Genomic DNA, 22,902 nt, shown 5'->3' with positions numbered 1-22,902 from the left:
GGAGCCTCAGGCCGAGGCGGCGGCGATCACGGTGATCTCGACCAGGGCGTCGATCATCAGCGGGGCCTCGACGGTGGTGCGCACCGGCAGCGGATCGGCGAAATAGGTCTTGTAGGCCGCGTTGAAGGCAGCGAAGTCGGCCTTGTTCGCGAGGTAGCAGGTGCAGGAGACTACGTCGGAAAGCGACAGGCCTTCGCCCTTCAAGGTGGCGGCGATGCGGTCCAGCGTCTGGCGGGTCTGCGCCTCGATTCCGGCCGGCACGGTCCCGTCGTCGAGAAGGCCCAGTTCGCCGGAGAGATAGACCGTGGTTCCGACGCGGCGGACCTTGGAGAAGGGAAGGGCGGGTGCGGACATCTAAAGCCTCCTGGATCGCAATCGGTCGGACGGACCATCATCGAACCGGCCGGTTATTGCACGTCGTACAATTAACGGCAACGCCCGAATCGCCGCACCCGCCCTGCAAGATTACGACGCCATGTCTGCCGCGGCGCGCAGCTCGAGCCCCTTGAGCAGCGACTCCAGGAGCGCGTCGAATCCCGTATCCAGCGGAGCCTCCGAGCCGTTCTTCCAGCGCATGACGAAGGCCCTGTTCCGCATCAGCGGCAGGGTCGCGCGGGTCAGCGGAAAGCGCTCCTCGTCGAGTTCTTCGAGCCGCGTCTCGAAGCTTCTCTCCCATTCGACGGTCTGTTCCGCGGGTCCCGGCGCAAGTTCCATGGTGACGAAGCCGACCAGCCCGCCGACCAGCGCGTTGAACGCATCGACCATCGCCTGGTCGCGAAAGCCGGCCTGGCTCAGCGCGGTGAGGATGATTTCCACCCAATGCGCGTTCGGGGCGCCGTTCGACTGCATCTGCGCGCCGAGAAGCGGTGCGGCGTTGGGATGGCGATGGACGCGCTCGCGAAACCGGCGGAACAACAGGCGCAGCGTGTCGCGCCAGTCGGCGCAGATGTCCTCCGGGCCGATCATGCCGGCGGTCAGCTCGCCGGCGATCTCGGAGAAGAGGTCGGCCTTGGAGCCGCCGATATGCCAGTAGATGGCGGTCGGATAGACGTCGAGCTGGCGGGACAGCTCGCGCATCGTCAGGGCATCGAGGCCGTTGCGGTCGATCAGGTCGATCGCCGCGGAGACGATCCGCTCGCGCGTCAGGCCGACCGCCGCCGCGCGCCCGAGTTGGCGGGACGCCTGCGCCCGATCCTTCGCCGGCGCGCTCGCGCCGTTGTTTTCCCTCTTGGCCATCACTTCCTGCTCGAAAAAAGGCGCGCACAAAAAAACCGCAGCTGCACAATTGCACGAAGTACAATTAACATGCATGCTGCCTTCAGCCGAGGAAGGATAGCCGCGGCAGACAGAGATTTACCACCCGCGGTCCGTGCATGTGCGGATTCGCGCAAGAGGCCTGATTGATGGCAGCACTGCCGATCCTCTTCGTGTCCGCCGCACTCCTGATGACCGGGGCGGTTCTCGCGCATCTGATCGGCGCCGCCTCGATCGCCAGCTTCATCGCCGCGGACCGTGGCCGGTTTCTCGCGGCCGTGCCGCAGCGGATCATCGCCAACATCGACCTGTTCTCCATCATGTCCATGCCGCTGTTCATCCTGGCGGGAGAGGTGATGAACCGGGCCGGCGTCACCGAGGCGCTTCTGAATTTCGCCATGTCGATCGCCGCTCGTCTGAAGGGCGGACTCGGGCACGTGAACATCCTGACTTCGGTGTTCTTCGCCGGGATCTCGGGCTCCGCCGTCGCCGATGCGGCCTCCATCTCCAACACGCTCGTCCCGGCCATGCACAAGTCGGGCTATTCGCTCAGCTATGCCGGCGCGATCACGGCGGCGTCCTCGGTCATCGGGCCGATCATTCCGCCGTCGATCATCATGATCTTCTATTGCGCGCTGGTTCAGACCTCGGTCACGGCGCTCTTCATCGCCGGCATCGTGCCCGGGCTGTTGATGGCGGTGGTTCTCTTCCTCGCCAACGGCTATCTCGCCCACAAGCACGACCACCCGCGCGGCGAAAGCGTCGATCTCGCCGAGTTCGGGAACCGATTCGTGCGGGCAGTGCCGGCGCTGGTCATCCCGCTGGTGATCATGGGCGGCATCATCTTCGGCGTGACGACGCCGACCGAGGCTGCGGCGGTCGCCGTGCTATGCGCCATCCTGGCCGGCATGGTCTACCGCTCGATGTCGGTCTCGGCGCTCTACGAGGCGCTGAAGCGGACGGCCTCGCTGTCGGGCTCGATCTTCATCCTTCTCGCCGCCGTTGCCATCTTCAGCTATCTGGCGGGGATCGAGCAGATCCCGCTCGCTTTGGCGAAACTCCTGGATTCGCTCGGGCTCGAGGGCTGGAAATATCTCCTGCTCCTGAACGGCATCTTCCTCGTCGCCGGCATGTTTCTCGAGGTGCCGGTCGCGCTCGCCTTGTTCGTACCGCTTCTCGTGCCGCCCGCGATCGCCTCCGGCGCCGATCCCATCCATCTCGGCATCGTCATCGTGGTCAATCTGACGCTCGGCATGGTCACGCCGCCCTTCGGTGCCGCGCTCCTCGTCGTCTCCGCCGTGAGCAACGCGCCCTATTGGGCGATCGCCAGGGCGGCGCTCCCCTTCCTCGCCGTCCAGCTCGTGCTGCTCGGCGTGCTCACCTATGTGCCGGAAATCACGCTCGTCCTCCCACGAGCCCTCGGCTACGTGAACTGAGAGGACCGGCGATGAAGCAGCTGGCGATGATGTTCCACGCCCTGTCCGACCGGCTCAACCTGGCGGCGGAAGTCCTGTCGGCCCTGTTGTTCCTGGGCATGCTGTTGACGGTGCTGCTCCAGGTCGTTGCCCGCTACATCTTCCACTCGCCGCCGTTCTGGACCGAGGAGCTGGCGCGCTGGCTAATGGTCTGGGGCGGGCTCCTCGGGGCGACCGTCGCCTTCCACACGCGCACCGATCCCGCGATCGTCAATCCTCCGAAGGATCACCCCGGCCGGCAGAAGGTGCAGATCGTTTCGCGCTTCATTGCGGCGTGGCTGTTCTTCCTGCCGGTCATCTGGTTCTCCTACCCGTTCGTCCTGCGCCAGATCGACCGGCCGTCGGAAGGCCTGCACATCTCCACGGCCTGGATGGCGATGGCGCTGCCGGTGTCCGCGATCCTCACGTGCCTGCACGGTCTGTCCGGCCTTCTCAGCCTCTCGCTCTACGCCGACGGATCGGCGCGAACGGATGCCATCGAGAGCGACCTCGAAATCGGAATCTAGCCAAACGCAACCGGAGACCATGATGAAATCACTGCTGACGACTTGCGCCTTCCTCGGCCTGATGCTGGCGAGCCCGGCCCTGGCACAACATGTCAGTCTCGCCGAGGACAGCGTTCAGGATCTGGAGAATTCCGGCACCGCGCGCTGGGCGCGCACCTTCATCGAGACGCTCGACCAGAAGGGTTGGGAGACCGAGACCTTCCCTGTCAACACCATCGGCGGAGAGGACGAGCGCCTCGACCAGATCCGCTCGGGCATCCTCGACGTCTCGATGTCGGATTACCAGAAGGCCGTCCAGTTCGATCCGGACATGTTCGTTCTGCGCCTTCCCTACCTGTTCCAGAGCCAGGAACAGTATACCCGGTTCATGACGGAGTCGGACTTCGTCAAGGCGGTGAACGAAAAGCTCGCAGGCGACGGCTTGCATGTGCTGTCTATCGTCCCGCTCGGCCCTTTCATGGCGATTTTCAACAACAAGAAGGAGGTGAAGACCGCCGACGACATGAAGGGCCTGCGCATGCGTGCGCTCGACGAGTCGCAGATGGTGCTCTTCAGAAATCTCGGCGCGTCCGGCGTCGTCATTCCGTTCCCCGAAGTGCCGAACGCGATCCAGACCGGCGTCGCGGACGGCTATGTCAACCCTCTCGGCGTTCCCCTGACCTTCGGCCAGGCCGACCTGTTCACGAATGCGACCGATGCGCGCGTTTTCCCGTCGATGCGCGTCGCGCTCGCTTCGCGTGCCTGGTGGGACGGCCTCTCGGACGAAGAGAAGGCGCAGGTGACGGAGGCCGCCGACGCCGCGCTGAAGGACGTTCTCGACTGGGTGCCGAAGGTGCATGACCGGCAGGTTCAAGATCTCAAGGACGCCGGTATCGCTGTCTACGAACCGACGCCTGAAGAGCTGAAGACCTTCCGAGACGCGACGTCCGACATGTCGAAGGACGTCCCGAACGTGGATCCGGCCCGTGTGGACGAGATCGTCAAGATGGTCGACGGCTACGCGCAGTAGACGGGCTTCAGACCGGGGAGGGCTGCTGCCTTCCCCGGCTTCACTTCGATTAGCCGCGGATGGATCGAGATGGCACTGAACCGAGAAGAGGCCGGTGACGGCATGTTCGACATCGTGATCCGGGGCGGCCGCGTCATGGATCCGGAAAGCGGCCGGGACGAGATTGCCGACGTCGCGATCCGGGGCGACACGATCGTGGCGATCGGCCTGGATCTTGGCCCCGCCAGCCACGTCATCGAAGCCCGCGGCCTCGTCGTCGCACCCGGCTTCGTCGATCTCCATGCCCACGGCCAGTCCGTCCCGGCCGACCGCATGCAGGCCTTCGACGGCGTCACCACCACGCTGGAACTCGAAGTCGGCGCCCTGCCGGTGGGCGAATGGTACGACGTCCATGCCCGCATGGGCCGCGTCCTGAACTACGGCACGGCGGCTGCCTGGCTGTTCGCGCGCAAATCCGTGATGATCGGCCTCGACCTCGACGCCAGCCAGTCCTCCATCGCCTTCATGGGCGCGGGATCGGATGACATGCGCTGGTCGGTGGAGGTGGCCGAGGACCGCGAGGTCGACGAGATCGTCGCGCTGGTCCGCGAGGGCCTCGACGAGGGCGCGATCGGCATCGGCATTCCCAATGGCTATGCGCCGGGAGCGGGCCTGAAGGAGCTGACGCGGATCTGCGATCAGGCCTATGAGGCCGGCTGCCCGACCTACACCCACATTCCCTACGCCTCGAACATCGATCCGAAAAGCGCGGTGGAATCCTATGTGCGGCTCATCGGCCTTGCCGGTGCGACGGGCGCGCATATGCATGTGTGCCATCTGAACTCGACCAGCCTTCAGGATATCGAGCGCGCCGCCGAGATCCTCAAGCGGGCGCAGGCGCAGGGCCTGCCAGTGACGGTCGAGGCCTATCCCTACGGCACCGGCTCGACGGTGGTCGGAGCCGGGTTCTTCACCGATCCCGAATTCACCAAGCGCACCGGAACCGGCTACGACGCCATCCAGCTGGTGCGCAACGGCCATCGCTTCACCGATGTCGGGGATCTCGTGACGGCGCGGGAGAGGGACCCCTCGGACCTCGTGCTCTGGCACTTCCTCGATGTCGAGGCGAACGATCGCCATCGCGAGCTTCTCGACGTGTCGATCAACTATCCCGGCGGCGCGATCGCCTCGGACGCCGTGCCCTGGAGCTTGCCGGACGGCTCGCTCTATTTCGGGGACGAATGGCCGCTGCCGGAAGAAGTCTCCTCCCACCCGCGCTCCTCGGGGACCTTCACGCGGTTCCTGCGCCAATATGTGCGCGAGCGCGGCGCCGTCTCCCTGATGGAGGCGATCGCGAAATGCACGCTGATCCCCGCGCGGGTGATCGAGGGCTGCGCGCCGCAGATGACGAAGAAGGCGCGGCTGCAGCCCGGATGCGACGCGGACATCGTCGTCTTCGATCCCGAGACGGTGACCGACAGGGCGACCTTCGAGGAAATGAACCGGGCGTCGGAGGGCATGGTGCACGTCTTGGTCAACGGTCAGTCCGTCATCGCCGGAGGAGAGCTCGATCGCGCGGCAGCGCCCGGGCGGCCGGTGCGGCGCGAGCCGCGGTGAGCGGCGTTCCGATCCTCCTGGTGACCGGGTTTCTCGGCGCCGGGAAGACGACGCTGATCAACGCGATCCTCCAGGCCGGACACGGCCGCCGCATCGCGGCGATCGTCAACGACTTCGGCTCCATCAACATCGATGCCGAGATCCTGGCCGAGGCGAACGACGGCGTCATCGGGCTCAAGAACGGCTGCATCTGCTGCTCGCTGCAGGGCGATCTCCTGCGCACGCTTAAGACGGTCCTGACCCGCAGGCCGCGGCCGGATGCGATCGTCATCGAGGCGAGCGGCGTCGCCGATCCCCGCGGCATCGTCGAGGCGCTGCTCGATCCGGTCATCTGGCAAAGCGCCAATCTCGATGCGGTCCTTTGCGTGGTGGACGCCGAGGACGTCTCGGGCGGTCCGGAACGGCGGGCCGACGAACTCTGGCTCGCCCAGTTGCGGGCGGCGGATTTCGTGTTCCTCGCAAAGACGAAGCACCTCGATGCCGAGGCGCTCGCGGAGCTGCGCGCTGCGCTTGCGAGGCAGACGAAGCGGCTGATCTTCGATCCGGACCGGGAGGGCCTGCCGCTGGACGTCCTGTTCGCGCCGTCCGCGGAGCGCGAGCGCCAACCGGCTGCCGACACTCCGTCCGCAACGCGCGCCTTCCGTTTCGAGACCCTCGAATGGCGCTGCGGGTCGGCCGTGCCGATGGCGGCCTTCCAGGCCGCGATCGGCCGGCTCGCGCCGGACCTCGCCCGGGCGAAGGGCTTTCTCCGGTTTCGCGAGCAGCCCGGCCGCACGCTGCTGTTCCAGATGGTCGGAAGCCGGGCCTCTCTCGCACCGGCCGCGGATCATTCCGGCGAGACCGGGTGCCGCCTCGTCCTGATCGGGGAACGCGCCCGCTTCGACCCCGAGGCGGCCCGGCTCGTCCTCGATGGTCTGGGCGGAGCCGGCGACGCGGTTCCGGGAGCCCGCGGCGGCGAGACATGGACGACGGGCAGGAGGCAGACATGAACATCTTCATCGCGGCGCTCGCCACCGAGACCAACACGTTCTCGCCGATCCCCACCGGCCGGGCGGCATTCTGCGAGCGCGAATATTTCAGGAACGACGGCAGCCGCCGGCCGCCGCGCCTCGGCAATATCCCGCTGATCGAATGGCGCGCCATGGGCGAGGGGGACGGCCACCGCGTCGTCGAAAGCCTTTCCACCTTCGCCCAGCCGGCCGGGATCACCTTGCGCCATGTCTACGAGGAGCTTCGCGATACGCTGCTGGCCGACCTGAAGGCCGCGATGCCCGTCGACGTCGTCCTCCTCTTCATGCACGGCGCCATGGTCGCGGAGGGATACGACGACTGCGAGGGCGACACGCTGGCGCGGGTGCGCGAGATCGTCGGGCCGGGCGCGAAGATCGGCATCGAGCTCGATCTCCACTGCCACCTGACCGAAGAGATTCGGGTGAGCGCCGATGCCATCGTCACCTTCAAGGAATATCCGCATACGGACATCCCCGACCGGGCGCGGGAACTCTACCGCCTCTGTACCGCCGCGAAGCGCGGCGAGATCGCGCCGGTCATGGCCTATTACGACTGCCGGATGATCGCCATGTGGCGCACCTCCGAGGAGCCGATGCGATCCTTCGTCAGGCGGATGGAGGCCCTTGAAGGACAGGACGGCATCCTCTCGGTGTCCTTCGGCCACGGCTTCCCCTGGGGCGACGTCGCCGATGTCGGCGCGAAGATGCTGGTGATCGCCGACGGTGACGAGGCCAAGGCCGCCGCGCTCGCCCGCTCCCTCGGCGAGGAGATCTGGTCGCTGCGCGAGGCGACGCGAACCCCCTACGATACGATCGACGAGGGGATCGACGCGGCAATGGATTCGATGGGCGGTGCGGGGCCACTCGTGCTTGCCGACGTCGCCGACAATGCCGGGGGCGGCGCCCCGTCGGACAGCACCGCGATCCTGCGCCGTCTGGTCGAGCGCGGCGTCCGCGATGTCGCCACCGGCTGCTACTGGGATCGGGGCGCAGTGGAGATCTGCCGGACGGCCGGTGTCGGAGCGACGCTCGACCTGCGCATCGGCGGCAAGCTCGGCCCCGCCTCCGGCGATCCCGTCGATCTCACCGTGACGGTGCGCGGCATGTCCGAAAGCCACAGCCAGGCCGGGCTCAGCGGCGGTCGCGCGGAACTCGGACCGAGCGTCTGGGTCGAAGCAGACGGCATCCACATCATCCTCGTCTCCGTCCGGCAGCAGACCTTCGCGCCGGATGCCTTTACGGGGCTCGGCTGCGAGCTTGGAGACAAGAACCTGGTAATCGTGAAGTCCACCCAGCACTTCTACGCCGCCTTCGCGCCGATCGCGCGCGCGGTCCGCTACGTCGCCGCCCCCGGAGCGGTCGCGCCGGACTATGCCGCGATCCCGTACAGAAAGCGGGTCGCGCCCTATTGGCCGAGAGTTTCGGACCCTTTCGAACTCGGGGGGTAATCTGCCGGATCGATCCGGGCGACGCGAGACGCCTATGCGCCCTTCGGCTCGTAGGTTGCGGCGCAGGGCTCTGCGACCGTCGACAGGTTCTTTCATTACCGCGACCGGCTTGGCATCCGGAATGATTGCCTTAACCTCGACGGTGGCGCAATCTCGATCGGTCATCCCCGACGGGACGCCCATCTCCCGTCCGGCGGTCCGGCGGTCCGGCGCCGCCGGCGGAGCGCGTTCCGCAGACCGGCAAAGCGGGGCTCACCCCACCGTGCCGAAACGCCCGTCGGCGAAGACGAGTGTCCGCTCGGCGTCCTCGCTCATATGGACGTCGGTGACGAGGCCGATGGCGGCGCGGTGGGTGCCGTAGTCGAGGAAGCCGGCGACGCGGCATTCGAAGGACGCGCGGGCGCCGACGAGGAGCGGCACGTCGTGCTCGCTACGATACCATTCGCCGTAGACGAAGCGGTCGCGCCCGGCGACGCCCTTCTGCCCCCCGAAAGCCTTGGCGATATCCTCCTGGCCCTCCGAGAGGATGCTCACGCTGAAGCGGGCATCTTCGAAGAGGCCGCTCGCGAGCAGCGAACCGCGGTTGATGCAGGCGATCAACGAGGGTGGTTCGGCCGACAACGAACAGACCGCCGTTGCGGTGACGCCGAGAAGCGTACCGCCGACGCCCTGCAGGGCGACGACCGTCACCGAACCGGCAAGGCACCGCATCCCCAGCTTGAAGCGCGGCGCGCCCGTCGCCCCGTGCCGGACGCTCGAAGGTGTGTCGGCCATGGCAGGCTCCTGGTGCTCGACCTGGCGGTTGGCGGTCGCCGGCGCCGTCATCGGCGGCAGCCCCGCCGACGCACGCCGCTCACGACCGCATGCCCGACTGGCGCAGGAGCGGCAATACCCGGTCGCAGAAGAAGGGCAGTTCGTAGGTGTAGTTCACGAAGGACAGCGCGATGCCGGCATAGCCGAGTTCCGCGATCTTGATCATGTCGGCGGCGATCTTCTCCGGCGTGCCGACCAGCGGATAGCTGCCCGCGCCGCCGGCGAAGCGCTGGCGATAGCGGTCGTAGGCTTCCCTGTCGTGCGAGGAGGAAAACTCCTTCTTGCCGGCCATGTGGGTTTCGACCGCGGCGTGATCGGCCTCCTTGAGCGCGTATCGCTCGTAGTAGGCGTCGGCCTCGGCCTGTGTCTCGCGGCAGACGACATGGCAGACGGTGTAGAGGCCGACATGCCGGTTGTTCTTCGCCGCCCGCTCGTGGACGTCGGCGACATGCTTGCCGGCATCCTCCAACTCGCTGAAGGTGGTGAAGATGTATTCGCAGTGCTTGGCCGCGAAGTCCCGGCCGGGGCCGCCGAAGGCGGCGTTCATCGTCACCGGTCGCGGCACCTGCAGGCTCGCTGGCCGGCTGACGACCTGCTTCAGCTGGTAGTAGGTGCCCTCGTAGTCGAAGGGCTCGTTGGAGGCATAGGCCTTCTCCAGGATCTCCAGCCATTCGCCAGCCTGGTCGTAGCCCTTCTCGCCGAGCTTCACCCCGAACATGGCGAACTCCGAGGGGTTCCAGCCGCAGACGATGTTGAGGCCGGCGCGCCCCTTGGAGATATGGTCGACGGTAGCGAGTGCCTTTGCCGCATAGAGCGGATGCATGACCGGCACGTGCACGGTCATGAACAGACCGATCCGCTCGGTGACGGCGGCGAGCGCCGCCGCCCATGTGAAGGTCTCGAACGACCATTCCCGCGCATGCGTCTGCCCGCCGAAGCCCTTCCAGCGGGCGATCGGCAGCATGAACTCCAGCCCGGCCCGGTCGGCGATCTGCGCCGCGTTGAGATTGTCGTCCCAGCGGGCCTTCCAGCGTTCCTCGACCGTCGTGATGGCGAGCCCGCCATCGGCATTGGTGGAAAAGACGCCGAGCTTCAGCCGGTTGGCACCCTTCAGCGGATGTCGCTTGATCATCGAAAACCCCCGATTTCCGCGGCAAGGCAGTCGCGGCCCGCCGCGATCCGGCCAGGCCGACGGCGCCGGAGCCGACGCCGGCATCTTCGACGATGCCGGGGGGATGTTGAAGACCCGCCGCAAAAAATAGTTTAAGAGTGAAATAGATTGCGGCAGGGGGGATAACGCGATGTCTCACAGCGGGTTCAGGAAAAAGGGGCGGTCCGGCGCGCTTCTGTGCGGCACCTTCGCCGCGATCCCGCATCCGGTCGCCGCCGAGGTGACGGCGCGTTCCGGCGCCGACTTCGTCTGCATCGACTGGGAACACGCGCAGATCGGCCGCGGCGAGATCGAGAACCTCGTCCGGGCGATCGAGGCGGGCGGCGCCGTGCCCATGGTTCGCGTGCCCGGCAACAACGCCGAGGCGATCGCCGCGGCGCTGGATTCCGGCGCGCAAGGGATACTCGTGCCGCGCGTGTCGAGCGCGGCGGAGGCGACCGCGGCCGCTCGCGCCATGCGCTATCCGCCGGATGGCGAGCGCGGCGCAGGGCCGGGCCGGGCGTCCGCCTATGGCTACGACATCGCCAGCTATATCGAGAAGGCCAACCGGAGGCTTCTCCTCGCCGTCCAGGTCGAGACGGGCCGGGCGGTCGAGGCGATCGAGGAGATCGTCGCGGTGGAGGAGGTGGACGTCGTGTTCATCGGCCCGGGAGACCTCGCTGTCTCGCTCGGCGCCCTCGGCACCGACGGCGCCGCGACGCTCGAGGCGGCGATGGAGCGGGTGCTGAGCGCCTGCCGCTCGGCGCGCAAGGCGGTCGGCCTGTTTCGCCCCGACGCTTCGGATATCGCGCGCTGGAAGGCCGCCGGCGCCAGCTTCTTCATCATCGCCTCGGACACGATGTTCCTCGGCGCGGCCGCGGCGGCGTCGCTCGGTACGGCCGGCGAGAGCTGAGACCGGGCGGCCTCGAAGCGCATCCGGCGCCCGGGCGGCACTGCCTCTCATAAGCCGCGAGCGCTCACCGGGTGCGCGCGGCACTGCGCCGACGGTGCGGACGCAAGCCGGCCGCCTCGTTCCGCCTCTTCCCACACCGGAGTATCCTCATCATGCGTGCCATCCGATACGACCGATATGGCGGCTCTGACGTGCTGCAGCTTCTCGATCTGCCCCGGGCGCCCATGGCGCCGGACGAGATCCGGGTCGCGCTCAGCCATGCGAGCGTGACGCCGCTCGACTGCAAGCTGCGCGCCGGCCTCCTGAAGGCGCATTTCACGGTGGACTTCCCGAAGGTTCCCGGCCGGGACGGGGCGGGCACGGTTTCCGAAGTCGGCGCGGCCGTGACGGACTTCGCCGTCGGCGACCGGGTCTGCGTCCTCGCCCGGCACGGCACGCAGGGAAGCTATGCCAGCGAACGGGTCTCGCGGGCGGACGACCTCGTCCCCATCCCCGGCGGCCTGTCCGACGAGGCGGCGGCGAGCCTCGTGAATGCCGGGCTCAGCGCCTGGGTCTCTGTGTTCGAGACCGCGCGGATCGAGCCGGGGACGAAGGTTCTCGTCCATGCCGGCGCGGGCGCCGTCGGCGGATTGATCGTCCAGCTCTGCCGCAATCTCGGCGCGGAGGTGACAGCGACCTGCCGCGCCGCCAACTGCGACTATGTGCGCTCGCTGGGCGCTTCCCGCGCGGTCGCCTACGACACGGAGGATTTCGGCAAGCTGTGCGACCAGGACGTGGTCTTCGATCTCGTCGGCGGCGAGACCCATGCCCGGTCCTATCCGATCCTGAAGAAGGGCGGCCATCTGGTCTGGCTCGTCGCCGCGCCGATCGTCGATCGGGGCGCCGAGTATGGTGTGGAGGTCACCCGCGCGATGATCACGGATCGGCGCGAGCCGGTCGAGGCGATCCTGACGATGGCGGCCAAAGGCGAGATCGCCCCGCAGATCGCCGGCGTCCTGCCGCTCGCAGAGGCCGCCGAAGCGCATCGACGGATGGAGGCGGGCGAGGTCACGCGGGGGCGGATGCTGCTCGCGACGGGGTGAGACGGAATACGATGAAAGTGTTTCAAGAACGAGCGATCAGACCGGGTCGGCCGTTTGATCCGCGCGCGGCGTAATCGCATCGAGAATACGACAATTCGATATCGTCCCGCCGCCCGAGCATCGGGATGAGATTTGCCGGAGCTCATTCGCCAACGCCTGGAGATCGGTGATCTTCCGTTCGACTTCGGCCAGATGCGTCTCGGTGATTGCGTCCACGTCACTGCAGGCGCGTTCCTCGTGCGAGGAGAGTTCGAGAAGCTCGCGGATCTGGTCGACCGAGAAGCCCAGATCCCGGCACCGTCGGATGAATCGAAGGCGTTCGAGAGCCTCGCGATCGTAAGTCCGATAATTGCCGGAACTGCGCGGCGGCGACGCCAGGAGACCTACCTTTTCATAATACCGGATCGTCACGACCTTGGTTTTGGTCTCTCGCGACAAATCGCCAATCTTCATCTCGCTGCGTTCCATGCCTTGACCCTATAGCCACTATAGCCTGCATATGAAAGGAACGATCGGAAAAGTGAGATCCGTCCATGCCATGCTGTTCCAACGATAGCTGCTCGTCCAACGCCGCGACGAGCGAGCGATACCGCACCATTCTCTGGGTCGTTCTGGCGATCAACGCGGTGATGTTCGTGGTGGAGATCATCGCCGGTCTTGCCGCCGGATCAGCGGCGCTGCAGGCCGACGCGCTCGACTTCTTCGCCGATGCCGCGAACTACGCAATCAGCCTGTTCGTCCTGGGGCTGAGCCTTCGCTGGCGTGCGAGTGCTGCTCTTGTGAAGGGTGCCTCGATGGGCCTCTTCGGTCTCTGGGTCGTCGGCAGCGTCGTCTGGCACGCGGTGAACGGCACCGTTCCGGGTTGGGGCACCATGAGCCTCGTCGGTACAGTCGCGCTTGTCGCCAACGCCGCCTGCCTCGCTCTTCTCTACGCTTGGCGGAAAGGCGATGCGAACATGCGCTCGGTCTGGATCTGCTCCCGCAACGATGTGATCGCCAATCTTGCGGTCCTGGCGGCCGCGTTTGGGGTTTTCGGCACGGGGACGGGGTGGCCCGACATCATCGTGGCAGGCGTGATGGCGGCACTGGCGTTGCAAGGAGCGGCAACGATCGTCCGGCAGGCTCTGTCCGAGCTCCAGGATGATCGTCAGATGAGCCTCCTGCCCAGTCCTCGCTGAGGCCGTCTTGTCGGTCAGGCCGCCCAGTGGCACACCCTGGCGATGACCTTGCTCGCTTACATCGCGGCCGCTCTTGCCGAAATCGCCGGGTGTTTCGGCTTCTGGGCGTGGTTGCGGCTCGGCAGAAGCGCTGTCTGGCTGGTTCCCGCGATCGCGTCCCTCAGCCTGTTCGCCTATCTCCTGACGCTCGTCGAAGTCGATCAGGCGGGACGAGCCTATGCCGCATACGGGGGCGTCTACATCGTGTCCTCGATCGCCTGGCTTTGGCTGGCCGAAGGGGTCCGCCCCGATCGCTGGGACGTATCAGGGGCTGCCATCTGCCTTCTCGGTGCGGCTGTCATCCTTTGGGCTCCACGCACTGGGTGACTGCGCCTCTGAAACGGAATTGGCAATTCTGTTCCACCCCAACCCGAACGCTCACACCCTCGGCAACACCTCCTCCGTCGCCACCGGATAATGGAAATTCCCGCCCTCATAGGGCGGGAAGTCGCCGAAGTCGGCGCGCATCTCGTGGCGGACCGGCGAGTGAAGCGCGTCTTCCAGGGCCTTGGCAGAATCGAACAGGATGCGGTTGCGCTGGAGGTGGTTCACGCGGCGCCAGGGAAGCGCGTCGATCCAGTCGATCCGCGTCAGGATCTCCAGCTCCCGGACGCCGGGAAACCGCCGCATGATCGGCGGGTGGTGGTGGATGTAGTGCGAGAGCCAGGCATTGGTGTCCGCCGCCGGGCCGGGATAGTGGACGACATAGCTGCAGGCCTTCGGCGAGAGCGCGGCGGGGTCCGGGACATGGAAGCTGCGAACCAGCATCGCCTGCTGTGCAGCCTGCGCGCCTGAAAGGCTCGGCAGCGCGCCGGGGACCGCGAGCGCCTGGAGCGCGCCCGTCTGGCCGATCGCAGCTTCCAGCGCCTCGATCCCGTCGAAGTAGAGTTGGAAGCCGAAGACCGGGGAATGGCCGTCGTCGTTGTAGAGGTCGGAGGCGGTCTCCGGCGTGTAGAGCCGCGCCCGGTCGAGGCCGGGCAGCGCGCCGAAGACCTCGCGGACCGCTTCGAGATCGGTCCCGGAAATGCGCGCGGCCGGGTCCTCGGCGGAGAAGAAGACGAGGTGGGAAAACGTCATCGCAGCGGCCTCATAACAGGTTCGGCAGGAACAGCGCGAGTTGCGGGAAGGCGACGATCAGCACGATCAGCAGAAGCGTGCAGGCGATGAAGGGCGCCGCGGCGAAGGCGACCGTCTTAAGGCTGGTGCCGGGCGGGGCGACGCCAATCATCACGAAGAGCAGGAGGCCGAAGGGCGGGGTCGTGAAGCCGACCTCGTAGGAAAGGAGCAGGATCAGCGCGAACCAGACCGGGTCGAAGCCGAAATGGGTCGCGATCGGCAGGAAGATCGGCAAAGTGATCAGCATCATCGACACCTGATCCATGAACATGCCGAGGACGAGGATCACCAGCACCATCAGGAACAGGAAGGTGTACGGTCCGGGATCGAAGCCGGTGACGTAGTCGATGAAGCCGTTCGAGGCGCCGGAGAAGGCGAAGACCTGGGAGAAGGTGGTGGAGGCCGAGATGACCAGGAAGGTCATGCCGGTCACCTTCATCGCGTCGTCGAGCGCCGCCCAGACGGACTTCCACGAGAACCGACGATAGACGACAAGCAGGCCGAAGACGCCGGCGCAGCCGAGCGCGGCCGATTCCGTCGGCGTGGCGATGCCGAGCAGGATCGTGCCGACGACGAGGAAGACGATGACGCCCATCGGCACGACGTTGATCGCGACGGCCTTCAGCTTCTGGCCGAGCGAGATCTCCTCGACGGGGTAGAGCGGCGCGCAGTCCGGGTCGAGCCGGGTCTGCACGTAGATGAGGCCGGCGAAGATCAGGCAGAGCAGGAGACCGGGAATGGCGCCGGCGATCAACAGCGCGCCGACATTGATGTTGGCGAGCGAGCCGAGGAGAACGCCGAGCGAGGAGGGCGGGATGATGACGGCGAGGCTGCCGGCGCCGAGGATCGGCCCATAGGCCATCTTCGGCTTGTAGCCGCGCTTCAGCATCTCCGGGACCATCAGCGATCCCATCATGCCGGTATTGGCGAGGCTCGAGCCGGAGAGGGCCGAGAACACCGCGCCGGCGGCGAGCACCACGTAGGAGAGGCGGGCGCGCAGATTGCCGATGCACAGGTCCAGCGCGTGCATCACGCCGTCGCCGAGGCCGGAGCGGAAGAACAGGCTGCCCATGATCAGGAACAGCGGTAGCGGCGCCAGCGAATAGGTGGCGATCGCGTCCGAGAAGTTCGAGATCATCTGGGTGACGCCGGCCGAGCCGCCGAAGAACAAATAGAGGCCGACGATGTTGGTGACGAAGAAGGCGAAGGCGACGGGCAGGCCGACGCCCATGAAGAACAGGATCAGCCCGACCATCAGGGCGAAGGGAAACAGCCAGTCCACGGGTCAGAGCCCTTCTCTGTCGAGTATGTCGACGTCGTAGAGGCTGTCATGGCCAAGGAGATAGCGGCTCCATTCGAGCGCCGAGAGGAAGAAGCCGATGGCGATCGGCAGGAAGATCAGCCATTTCGGCATGTCGAAGGTCTTTGTCTCGTAGGCGCCGGTCGCAAGTGCGTTGAGAAATGCGTCGAAGGCGTACCAGGTGAGGTAGAGGCTCAGCGCGATGCAGAGCGCATAGACGAGCTTCTCCAGCACCAGTCGGCCGGCCGGCGGCAGGGCGCGGCGCAGGAACTCGACGAAGACGTGACCCTTGGTGCGCACCAGCCAGGGCATCGGCAGGAAGGCGGAATAGAGGAGGCCGTACTCGGTCGCCGAGACGCCCCAGGAGATCGGCCGGTAGTCGAGGTTGCGCAGGACGACGTCCGAGACGACCTCCACGACCATCGCGGCGAGGATCAGCTTGACCAGCGATGCGAGCGCGAGGCTCAGCCAGCCGACGAGCTTGAAGAAGGTGCCCATGTTCGGGAATTCACTCCGGCAGACCGCCGGCGCCCATAGCGAGCGCCGGCGGCGATTGTCTGTTATGGCTCAGTCCTGGAAGAGCTTGCGGAGCTGCGGCACGTAGGTCGGGTCGCGTGCTTCCATGCGGTCCCAGCTCGCCTTGGCGGCCTTGGCGAGGAAATCGTCGCGGCCCTTGCCCTTCAGCTCGAAGATCTTCTGGCCCTCGTCCTCCATCACCTTCGCCTGCCGGGCGTTTTCCGCCTCGATCGCCTTGCGGCTCTCCTCCTCGTACTGCAGCGAGACGTCGGTCAGGATCTTCTGCGCCTCGGGCGACAGGCTGTCCCACTTGTCCTTGTTCATCGAGATCAGGACGTCGGTCTGGAAGAAGGTCGGCTCGACCCGCCACTTGGTGAACTTGTCCCAGCCGAAGGACTTGTAGCCGAACACCGGATAGGCGTTGGCGTTGATGACGCCGCGCTCGAGCGCCGTGTAGACCTCGCCCGGGGGCATCACGATCACGGTCATGCCCAGCGACTCGAAGAACTGCCGGTAGAGCGGCGAGGAGCGGATCTTCAGCGTCGACCAGTCGATGCCGCCGTCGGCATTGCCCTTGGGCTCGTCGACCGTGAAGATGCTGAAGCCGGTGCCGGAATCGACATGGGCAAGCAGATGGGCATTGCCCTTCTTGCCGTAGATCTCCTGCATCAGATCCCAGCCGCCGTTCTTGCGGACCTCCTCCGGCGACTTGGTCGATGCGGAGAACACCTCGCCTTCCGGCACGAGTTCCAGATACTGGCCGGCCGGATTGTCGATCATGTCGATCAGGCCGTTCTTCTGGGCGAGACCCAGCTGGCCCGGCGGGATGACCTCCGGTCCGCCGCGCACCTTGATCTGCACGACGCCCTTGCCGGCCTTGTTCACCTCGTCAACGAACTTCAGGAAGCTCTGGGCATAGGAGTTCTGCGCCGGGGTAAAGTGGGCGGCGTTGAGCGTCACTTCCTCGGCCTTGGCGGTCGCTGCGGACAGCGCGAGCAGTCCGCAGGCGAGCGCTAATCTGAGGGCGGTTCGCATGATGCTGGTCCTTTCGGTTCTTGTGGGAAGGTCGGGCGGGACGACCGGCGAGGAGCCGGGTCGGCCCATCGGGGTTCAAGGGACGGGTGTCATGGCGCCGGGCCCGGCGGGGCCGCCGCGCTCCAGCCAGCCGGGGTCGGGAACGGGCGAAGGGATGGCGTCGAGAAGCTCGCGCGTATAGGCGGTCTTCGGCGCCTCGAAGAGTTCGGCACACGGGCCTTCCTCGATGATCCGCCCGGCCCGCATGACGACGACGCGGTCGCAGAGCGTGCGGATCACGGAGAGGTCGTGGCTGATGAAGGCGAGCGACAGCGATAGCTCCGCCGCCAGATGCCTCAGCAGCGCCAGCACCTGCGCCTGCGTCGAGACGTCGAGGCCGGAGACGATCTCGTCGGCGAGGACGAATTCGGGCCGCGTCGCGATCGCCCGGGCGATGCCGACACGCTGGCGCTGGCCGCCCGACAGCTCATGCGGGAAGCGGTCGGCGAGCACCGGGTCGAGCCCCACCTCGACCATGATGCGAGCGAGGGCGCTGTGGCGGTCTTCGGCGGGAGCGGGCGGTGCGAGGTCGAGCGCGGCGCCGAGGATCGTGCGGATCCGGTGCCGGGGATTGAGCGAGGATTGCGGATCCTGGAAGATCATCTGCATGCGGCGGCGGAAGGGCCGGAGCGCGGCCTCGCCGGCATGGGTGATGTCGGTGCCGTCGAAGACGAGCCGCCCACCGGTCGGCTCGTAGAGCCTAAGCAGCGCGCGACCGAGCGAGGACTTGCCGGAGCCGGACTCGCCGACGATGCCGAGGATCTCGCCGCGCCGGACCGTCAGCGAGACCGGATGGAGGATGCGGGCGCGCGGCCGGGTCCCGAAGCCCTTGCGGGCGTTCATGTCCGGCAGTTCGAGTTCGAGATCTCTCGCCTCGATCAGGATCGGCGCGTCGTTCGGGGCGGGAGCGCCGGTGTCGCCAGACGCGGTGTTCCGAATGGGAGCGTGGATCTCAGACATGGGCGCCGGGTCCCATGCCGTAGCGCGCCACCTCCGCCTGAAGCGCCGCCGCGACGCTCGCCGGGATCGGCGTCATGCCGGTTCCGGTGCGGTCGTGGCGCGGCGTCGCGTCGATGAGCGCCTGGGTGTAGGCGTGCGACGGCGCGGCGAGGATCGCCGCCGTTTCGCCCTGCTCGACGACCATGCCGCCGTAAAGCACCGTCAGCCGGTCGCAGACCTGCGCGACGACGCCGAGATCGTGCGTCACGAAGACGACGCCGGTGCCGTGCGTCCTCTGCATCTTCCGGATCAGCCGGAGCACTTCCTTCTGCACGGTCACGTCCAGGGCCGTCGTCGGCTCGTCGGCGATGATCAGCTTCGGATCGAGTGAGAAGGCGGCGGCGATCAGGACGCGCTGGCGCATGCCGCCGGAGATTTCGTGCGGATAGCGCTTCAGGACGGCTTCCGGCTCCGGAATCTGCACGTCCTCCAGAAGCGCGACGGCCTTTTCCCGGAGCGCCCTGCCGCGCAGGCTGCGCTTCAGCCGGAGCCCGTCGGTCAGCTGGTCGAAGATCCGCCGCGACGGGTTGAGCGCGGTCATCGGGTCCTGCGGGATCAGCGCGATCTCGGTGCCGAGGACGGCGTCGAGCCGGGCGGGGGAGAGGCCGAGAAGGTCCGTGCCGGCAAAGCGGATCGTGCCGCCGCAGAGTTCGATCGGGCGCGGCAGGATGCCGAGCACCGCCTTGCCGATCGTCGACTTGCCGGCGCCGCTCTCGCCGACCAGCGCATGGACCTCGCCAGGGCGGACGGACAGGCTGACGGAACGCAAGAGCGGGCGGCGCGGCGGCGCGCGCAGCCGGGCCGACAGGCCGTCGATGGCAAGCAGCGGCGCCGTCATCGCCGCAGCACCGGATCGGTCAGCCGGCGGATCCCGTCGCCGAGCTGGTTGAAGGCGAGGACGGTGGCGGTGAGGAGCACGAGCGGAAACACCAGCACCCACCAGGCCTGGTAGATGATCTGCCGTCCCTCGGCGATCATGCCGCCCCAGGTCGGCGTGTCCGAGGAGACCGACAGGCCGACGAAGGAGAGCACCGCTTCGACGATGACGGCGATGCCCATCTCCAGGCTGAGGAGCACGACGACGACCGGCAGGACGTTCGGCAGCACCTCCTTCAGGAGGATCTTCCAACGGCTGGTGCCGAGCGTCACCGCCGCGTCGACATAGTCCATCTTGGCCTGCTGCAGCGTCTCCGAGCGCACGACGCGGCAGAACCGCGTCCAGTCGATGATGACGATGGCGAGGATGACGGAGGTGACGCCGGTGCCGATCACCGCGACGAGCAGGATCGACAGGAGCACCGGTGGAAACGCCATCCAGATATCGATCAGCCGCGACACGACCGCGTCGATCCAGCCGCCGAAATAGCCGGCGAGGAGCCCGAGCACCGTGCCGATCAGTCCGGCCGCCAGCGCCGCGACGACGGCGACGGTGAGGGCGACCCGGGTCCCGTGGATCAGCCGCGAGAGGACGTCGCGCCCGAGACTGTCGGTGCCAAGAAGATAGCCCGGCTCGGCATCCGCCAGCCAGGCCGGCGGCAGCGTGTTCAGCATCAGGTCCTGCTCGAGCGGGTCGTGCGGGGCGACGAGCGGCGCGAAGATCGCCGCGAAGACGAGGAGGAGCAGGAAGCCCCCGGCGAAGACCACACGCGGCTCCTTGAGGACCGCGGCGAGCCCGGCCGAGCGGCACGGGACCGCGGCCGGATCGGCCGGCGTCGCCGCCATGGCGGCCGCCTCGGGGAGTGCGCGCTCAACCATGCCGGAGCCTCGGGTTGAGCAGGCCGAAACTCGCCTCGACCGCGAGATTGATGAGGATGAAGACGAGGCCAAAGGTCAGGATCAGGCCCTGGATCAGCGGCAGGTCGCGATTGATCACCGCGTCGATGGCGAGGTTGCCGATACCGGGATAGGCGAAGATCCGCTCGACGATCACCGTGCCGCCGAAGAGGAAGGTGAACTGGACGCCCGTCAGGGAAAGGGTTGGGATCAGGGCGTTGCGCAGCGTCTCCTCCAGCGTGACGCGCAGGCGCGACTTGCCGCGGATGCGCGCGAGCAGCGCGTAGTCCTGATGCGCCTCGACCTCCAGAGCCCCTTTGAGCACCCGCAGGATCACGGCCGCGAGCGGCAGGGCGAGCGCCATCGCCGGCATGATCATGTGCGACAGGACGTCAAGGGTGACCGCGAAGCGCAGGCGCAGGAGGCTTTCGAAGAAGATGAAGGGCGTCGCGAAGTCGAGCGGCAGGCGCGGGTCGACGCGGCCGGAGATCGGCAGGATTGGCAGCACGACGCCGAACAGGACGACGAAGGCGAGCGCCCAGACGAAATCGGGAACGGCAAGGAGGATGCCGTTGGCGTTGTCGACCATCGAGCCGACCAGCCGCCGCCGCGCCAGCGTCGTCAGGACCGCCGTGCCGATGCCGAGCGCGAGGGCGACGAGGAGGGCGAAGAGCGCCAGCTCGATCGTCGCCGGCAGGCGCTCGGCGATGATATGGGTGACGTCCTGGCGCATGGAGATCGAGGTGCCGAAATCGCCGGTCAAAGCATGGCCGAGCCAGATGGCGAACTGCACGGGGATGCTACGGTCGAGCCCGTAGGAGGCGCGCAGCGCGGCGATGTCCGCCTCGCTTGCGCCCGGCGCGATCATCATGGCGACTGGATCACCCGGGACGACGCGCAGGAGCACGAAGGAGATCACCGCCACGCCGAACAGGGTGACGACCGCCAGGAGCAGCGATCGCCATGGCAGGAAGGCAAGGGGCATCATGCGCATCGCATGGGCTCCGTCAGCGGGCCGTCCTCTTCCGTCTCAGCTCTTGGAGATCAGCGTCGGCTGCAGTGCCTCGGACTCGTTGGGCGTGACCTTCAGTCCCTTCCGGAAGACGATGGGCTGGGCGTATTGCAGGAGCGGCAGGACATACCCCTCCTCGGCGATGTATTTGTCGACCGCCTTCCAGCCGGCGATCCGCTTCTCCTCGTCCTTTTCGCCCCAGAGCAGCGCGATCTTGGAGTCGAGGTCGTCGGTGTTCCAGACCGAGTGCGGGGAGGGGCCGAACATGGCGAAGCCCGTCGAGGTCGCCGGATCGCCGATCGCGTTGCCCCAATTGTAGAAGGCAAAGGGCGCCAACTGGTCGGCCGCGCGCAGCTCGTAGTGCTTGGCGATCTCGTAGACCTCGATATTCGCCTCGATGCCGACCTTGCGCCACATGCCGACGATCGCCTGGATCATCTCGTAATCCTTCGGCATGTAGCCGCGGGTGGTCTGAATGGTCACCGTGACCGGATTGTCCGGCGAAAAGCCGCTGTCGGCAAGGAGCTTCTTCGCCAGATCGGGGTCGTAGGGGACCGTGATCGAGGCGTCGTAGGCGGCGTAGCCCGGCGCCTCCAGCGTATCGATTGGCGTGCCGTAGCCGCGCAGCAGCCGCTTGATGATCGCCTCCTTGTCGACCGCATGGGTCGCCGCGAGGCGAACGTTCTTGTCGAGAAGCGGACCGACATTGTTGATGAAGATCATGCCGATATCGGAGACCGGCTCGCAGGTGCCGTCGAACTGGCCGCTCTTGGTCAGCCGGTCGTACTCCTCGTAGGGGATCTGCAGCGTCACGTCGGAGCCGCCGCTCTCGATTTCGGCGACGCGGCTCGTCGGGTCGGTGACGAACTTGAAGATCACCGTCTCGAAGGCCGGCTTGTCGCCCCAATAGTGCGGGTTGCGCTTCAGGCGCAGGAAGCCGTTCGACTGGAACTCGTCGACCATGTACGGCCCGGTGCCGACCGGCTTCTGTTCGAAGCCCTGCGCGCCGACCTTCTCGTAATAGGCCTTCGGCATGACGTAGCCGGTGAGAAACGCCATCCACTTGAACAGCGTCGGGTCGTAGGACTTTACGTCGGCGGTGATCTTGTTGCCGTCGACCTTGAAGTTGTCGATCGTCGACCAGACGAACTGGATCGGGTTGCCGGTCTTCGGATCGCCCGCCCGCTTCAGCGACCAGACGACGTCCTCGGGCGTCATGTCCGACCCGTCGTGCCACTTCACGCCCTCGCGGACGGTCATGTGGACCTTGGTCTTGTCGTCGTTCCAGCCCCAGTCGGTCAGCAGGCCCGACTCGAAGGAGAGGTCCGGCTTCTGCCCGACATACTGGTCGAACACGGCCCGGTAGATCGCCTGGATCGTCGGGTTAACCGCGGAGGGGCCGACGGTCGGGTCGAAGGCCGGCAGGTTGACGTTGTAGGCGATCGTCACGGTATCGGCGTCCGCCGCGAAGGCGCCGCCGCCCTTGAGGAAGCTCGTCAGGACGACGCCCGCTCCCGCGATCTTCAGGAAATCCCGTCTCGTGGTGCCGGTCATGTCGATCGCTCCCCTCGAAGATGGTCGGGTCGGGCGGATCCGCTCCGCCGATACCCGCTGAACCGCCTGTCGCAGCACTTGATCG

General features: G+C 66.9%; 25 protein-coding genes. 11 read left to right on the top strand and 14 right to left on the bottom strand.

Going from position 1 to position 22,902, the window contains the following annotated elements; translation table 11 throughout:
• Positions 1–6 precede the first annotated feature (6 nt).
• A complete protein-coding gene (locus LH400_RS23170) occupies positions 7–354 on the bottom strand; it encodes a RidA family protein (protein WP_229155838.1) in 348 nt (115 codons plus the stop codon).
• 111 nt (positions 355–465) lie between these two features.
• The gene (locus tag LH400_RS23165; protein WP_229155837.1) at positions 466–1,236 is read right to left on the bottom strand and encodes a TetR/AcrR family transcriptional regulator; all 771 of its coding nucleotides are present in this window, start codon (positions 1,234–1,236) and stop codon (positions 466–468) included.
• A 167-nt stretch (positions 1,237–1,403) separates the two neighbouring features.
• On the opposite strand from LH400_RS23165, the gene LH400_RS23160 reads away from it, so the two are divergent.
• From LH400_RS23160 to LH400_RS23135, 6 genes are all read left to right on the top strand, one after another.
• Positions 1,404–2,690 (top strand): TRAP transporter large permease, encoded by a 1,287-nt coding sequence (locus LH400_RS23160; RefSeq protein WP_229155836.1) that lies wholly within the window; start codon positions 1,404–1,406, stop codon positions 2,688–2,690.
• A gap of 11 nt (positions 2,691–2,701) precedes the next feature.
• The gene (locus LH400_RS23155) at positions 2,702–3,235 is read left to right on the top strand and encodes a TRAP transporter small permease (protein WP_229155835.1); all 534 of its coding nucleotides are present in this window, start codon (positions 2,702–2,704) and stop codon (positions 3,233–3,235) included.
• A 19-nt stretch (positions 3,236–3,254) separates the two neighbouring features.
• Entirely contained in the window at positions 3,255–4,244 is a 990-nt protein-coding gene (locus LH400_RS23150; RefSeq protein WP_229155834.1) for a TRAP transporter substrate-binding protein, read from the top strand.
• Between the two features lie 69 nt (positions 4,245–4,313).
• Positions 4,314–5,840 carry an amidohydrolase family protein gene (locus LH400_RS23145; RefSeq protein ID WP_229155833.1) on the top strand — a complete coding sequence of 509 codons (1,527 nt, stop codon included), beginning with the start codon at positions 4,314–4,316 and terminating at the stop codon, positions 5,838–5,840.
• Entirely contained in the window at positions 5,837–6,829 is a 993-nt protein-coding gene (locus tag LH400_RS23140; protein WP_229155832.1) for a CobW family GTP-binding protein, read from the top strand. The genes LH400_RS23145 and LH400_RS23140 overlap by 4 nt, the downstream gene beginning before the upstream one ends.
• Positions 6,826–8,298: a M81 family metallopeptidase gene (locus tag LH400_RS23135; RefSeq protein WP_229155831.1), complete on the top strand. Its 1,473-nt coding sequence runs from the start codon at positions 6,826–6,828 to the stop codon at positions 8,296–8,298. Before LH400_RS23140 ends, LH400_RS23135 begins: the two co-directional genes overlap by 4 nt.
• 252 nt (positions 8,299–8,550) lie before the next feature.
• On the opposite strand, the gene LH400_RS23130 is transcribed toward LH400_RS23135, so the two are convergent.
• Positions 8,551–9,072 (bottom strand): flavin reductase family protein, encoded by a 522-nt coding sequence (locus LH400_RS23130; RefSeq protein WP_229155830.1) that lies wholly within the window; start codon positions 9,070–9,072, stop codon positions 8,551–8,553.
• Positions 9,073–9,151: 79 nt separating this feature from the next.
• Complete coding sequence (locus LH400_RS23125) at positions 9,152–10,243, bottom strand: LLM class flavin-dependent oxidoreductase (RefSeq protein WP_229155829.1); 1,092 nt, start codon at positions 10,241–10,243, stop codon at positions 9,152–9,154.
• Here LH400_RS23125 and LH400_RS23120 point away from each other — a divergent pair.
• The 3 genes from LH400_RS23120 (at position 10,236) to LH400_RS23110 (ending at position 12,256) form a co-directional block, all read left to right on the top strand.
• Positions 10,236–10,373 carry a hypothetical protein gene (locus tag LH400_RS23120; protein ID WP_229155828.1) on the top strand — a complete coding sequence of 46 codons (138 nt, stop codon included), beginning with the start codon at positions 10,236–10,238 and terminating at the stop codon, positions 10,371–10,373. The genes LH400_RS23125 and LH400_RS23120 overlap by 8 nt on opposite strands.
• A gap of 39 nt (positions 10,374–10,412) precedes the next feature.
• Positions 10,413–11,174: an HpcH/HpaI aldolase family protein gene (locus LH400_RS23115; protein WP_229155827.1), complete on the top strand. Its 762-nt coding sequence runs from the start codon at positions 10,413–10,415 to the stop codon at positions 11,172–11,174.
• Positions 11,175–11,326: 152 nt separating this feature from the next.
• Complete coding sequence (locus LH400_RS23110; RefSeq protein ID WP_229155826.1) at positions 11,327–12,256, top strand: NADP-dependent oxidoreductase; 930 nt, start codon at positions 11,327–11,329, stop codon at positions 12,254–12,256.
• Positions 12,257–12,292: 36 nt separating this feature from the next.
• On the opposite strand, the gene LH400_RS23105 is transcribed toward LH400_RS23110, so the two are convergent.
• Positions 12,293–12,724 (bottom strand): MerR family transcriptional regulator, encoded by a 432-nt coding sequence (locus tag LH400_RS23105; RefSeq protein WP_229155825.1) that lies wholly within the window; start codon positions 12,722–12,724, stop codon positions 12,293–12,295.
• A gap of 65 nt (positions 12,725–12,789) precedes the next feature.
• Between LH400_RS23105 and LH400_RS23100 the strand changes: the two genes are divergently transcribed.
• Both LH400_RS23100 and LH400_RS23095 read left to right on the top strand, forming a co-directional pair.
• Positions 12,790–13,434: a cation efflux transmembrane domain-containing protein gene (locus LH400_RS23100; protein WP_229155824.1), complete on the top strand. Its 645-nt coding sequence runs from the start codon at positions 12,790–12,792 to the stop codon at positions 13,432–13,434.
• A gap of 42 nt (positions 13,435–13,476) precedes the next feature.
• Positions 13,477–13,800 (top strand): YnfA family protein, encoded by a 324-nt coding sequence (locus tag LH400_RS23095; RefSeq protein ID WP_229155823.1) that lies wholly within the window; start codon positions 13,477–13,479, stop codon positions 13,798–13,800.
• 51 nt (positions 13,801–13,851) lie between these two features.
• Here the strand turns inward: LH400_RS23095 and LH400_RS23090 are convergent, their stop codons facing one another.
• From LH400_RS23090 to LH400_RS23050, 9 genes are all read right to left on the bottom strand, one after another.
• Positions 13,852–14,550: an EthD family reductase gene (locus LH400_RS23090; RefSeq protein WP_229155822.1), complete on the bottom strand. Its 699-nt coding sequence runs from the start codon at positions 14,548–14,550 to the stop codon at positions 13,852–13,854.
• 10 nt (positions 14,551–14,560) lie between these two features.
• Positions 14,561–15,871: a TRAP transporter large permease gene (locus tag LH400_RS23085; RefSeq protein ID WP_229155821.1), complete on the bottom strand. Its 1,311-nt coding sequence runs from the start codon at positions 15,869–15,871 to the stop codon at positions 14,561–14,563.
• A 3-nt stretch (positions 15,872–15,874) separates the two neighbouring features.
• The gene (locus LH400_RS23080; protein ID WP_229155820.1) at positions 15,875–16,387 is read right to left on the bottom strand and encodes a TRAP transporter small permease; all 513 of its coding nucleotides are present in this window, start codon (positions 16,385–16,387) and stop codon (positions 15,875–15,877) included.
• 69 nt (positions 16,388–16,456) lie between these two features.
• Entirely contained in the window at positions 16,457–17,440 is a 984-nt protein-coding gene (dctP, locus tag LH400_RS23075) for a TRAP transporter substrate-binding protein DctP (protein ID WP_229155819.1), read from the bottom strand.
• Positions 17,441–17,515: 75 nt separating this feature from the next.
• Positions 17,516–18,439 (bottom strand): ATP-binding cassette domain-containing protein, encoded by a 924-nt coding sequence (locus tag LH400_RS23070; RefSeq protein WP_229155818.1) that lies wholly within the window; start codon positions 18,437–18,439, stop codon positions 17,516–17,518.
• Entirely contained in the window at positions 18,432–19,316 is an 885-nt protein-coding gene (locus tag LH400_RS23065) for an ABC transporter ATP-binding protein (RefSeq protein ID WP_229155817.1), read from the bottom strand. The genes LH400_RS23070 and LH400_RS23065 overlap by 8 nt, the downstream gene beginning before the upstream one ends.
• Entirely contained in the window at positions 19,313–20,233 is a 921-nt protein-coding gene (locus LH400_RS23060; protein ID WP_370638465.1) for an ABC transporter permease, read from the bottom strand. Before LH400_RS23060 ends, LH400_RS23065 begins: the two co-directional genes overlap by 4 nt.
• Positions 20,226–21,245, bottom strand: coding sequence for an ABC transporter permease (locus LH400_RS23055; RefSeq protein ID WP_229155816.1), 1,020 nt, complete (start codon positions 21,243–21,245; stop codon positions 20,226–20,228). The genes LH400_RS23060 and LH400_RS23055 overlap by 8 nt, the downstream gene beginning before the upstream one ends.
• A 36-nt stretch (positions 21,246–21,281) precedes the next feature.
• Positions 21,282–22,817: an ABC transporter substrate-binding protein gene (locus LH400_RS23050; RefSeq protein WP_229155815.1), complete on the bottom strand. Its 1,536-nt coding sequence runs from the start codon at positions 22,815–22,817 to the stop codon at positions 21,282–21,284.
• Between the last annotated feature and the right edge of the window lie 85 nt (positions 22,818–22,902).

Origin of the sequence: Jiella soli (genome assembly GCF_020615385.1) — a bacterium.
Lineage (GTDB): Bacteria > Pseudomonadota > Alphaproteobacteria > Rhizobiales > Rhizobiaceae > VKMB-3413.
This window is presented reverse-complemented; position numbering and strand designations above follow the sequence as displayed.

Bases quoted from the DNA above. Each gene is read 5' to 3' on its own strand.
- LH400_RS23170 (WP_229155838.1), bottom strand. From the start codon at position 354: ATGTCCGCACCCGCCCTTCCCTTCTCCAAGGTCCGCCGCGTCGGAACC.
- LH400_RS23165 (WP_229155837.1), bottom strand. From the start codon at position 1,236: ATGGCCAAGAGGGAAAACAACGGCGCGAGCGCGCCGGCGAAGGATCGG.
- LH400_RS23160 (WP_229155836.1), top strand. From the start codon at position 1,404: ATGGCAGCACTGCCGATCCTCTTCGTGTCCGCCGCACTCCTGATGACC.
- LH400_RS23155 (WP_229155835.1), top strand. From the start codon at position 2,702: ATGAAGCAGCTGGCGATGATGTTCCACGCCCTGTCCGACCGGCTCAAC.
- LH400_RS23150 (WP_229155834.1), top strand. From the start codon at position 3,255: ATGATGAAATCACTGCTGACGACTTGCGCCTTCCTCGGCCTGATGCTG.
- LH400_RS23145 (WP_229155833.1), top strand. From the start codon at position 4,314: ATGGCACTGAACCGAGAAGAGGCCGGTGACGGCATGTTCGACATCGTG.
- LH400_RS23135 (WP_229155831.1), top strand. From the start codon at position 6,826: ATGAACATCTTCATCGCGGCGCTCGCCACCGAGACCAACACGTTCTCG.
- LH400_RS23130 (WP_229155830.1), bottom strand. From the start codon at position 9,072: ATGGCCGACACACCTTCGAGCGTCCGGCACGGGGCGACGGGCGCGCCG.
- LH400_RS23125 (WP_229155829.1), bottom strand. From the start codon at position 10,243: ATGATCAAGCGACATCCGCTGAAGGGTGCCAACCGGCTGAAGCTCGGC.
- LH400_RS23115 (WP_229155827.1), top strand. From the start codon at position 10,413: ATGTCTCACAGCGGGTTCAGGAAAAAGGGGCGGTCCGGCGCGCTTCTG.
- LH400_RS23110 (WP_229155826.1), top strand. From the start codon at position 11,327: ATGCGTGCCATCCGATACGACCGATATGGCGGCTCTGACGTGCTGCAG.
- LH400_RS23105 (WP_229155825.1), bottom strand. From the start codon at position 12,724: ATGGAACGCAGCGAGATGAAGATTGGCGATTTGTCGCGAGAGACCAAA.
- LH400_RS23100 (WP_229155824.1), top strand. From the start codon at position 12,790: ATGCCATGCTGTTCCAACGATAGCTGCTCGTCCAACGCCGCGACGAGC.
- LH400_RS23095 (WP_229155823.1), top strand. From the start codon at position 13,477: ATGACCTTGCTCGCTTACATCGCGGCCGCTCTTGCCGAAATCGCCGGG.
- LH400_RS23090 (WP_229155822.1), bottom strand. From the start codon at position 14,550: ATGACGTTTTCCCACCTCGTCTTCTTCTCCGCCGAGGACCCGGCCGCG.
- LH400_RS23080 (WP_229155820.1), bottom strand. From the start codon at position 16,387: ATGGGCACCTTCTTCAAGCTCGTCGGCTGGCTGAGCCTCGCGCTCGCA.
- dctP (WP_229155819.1), bottom strand. From the start codon at position 17,440: ATGCGAACCGCCCTCAGATTAGCGCTCGCCTGCGGACTGCTCGCGCTG.
- LH400_RS23070 (WP_229155818.1), bottom strand. From the start codon at position 18,439: ATGTCTGAGATCCACGCTCCCATTCGGAACACCGCGTCTGGCGACACC.
- LH400_RS23065 (WP_229155817.1), bottom strand. From the start codon at position 19,316: ATGACGGCGCCGCTGCTTGCCATCGACGGCCTGTCGGCCCGGCTGCGC.
- LH400_RS23060 (WP_370638465.1), bottom strand. From the start codon at position 20,233: ATGGTTGAGCGCGCACTCCCCGAGGCGGCCGCCATGGCGGCGACGCCG.
- LH400_RS23055 (WP_229155816.1), bottom strand. From the start codon at position 21,245: ATGCGCATGATGCCCCTTGCCTTCCTGCCATGGCGATCGCTGCTCCTG.
- LH400_RS23050 (WP_229155815.1), bottom strand. From the start codon at position 22,817: ATGACCGGCACCACGAGACGGGATTTCCTGAAGATCGCGGGAGCGGGC.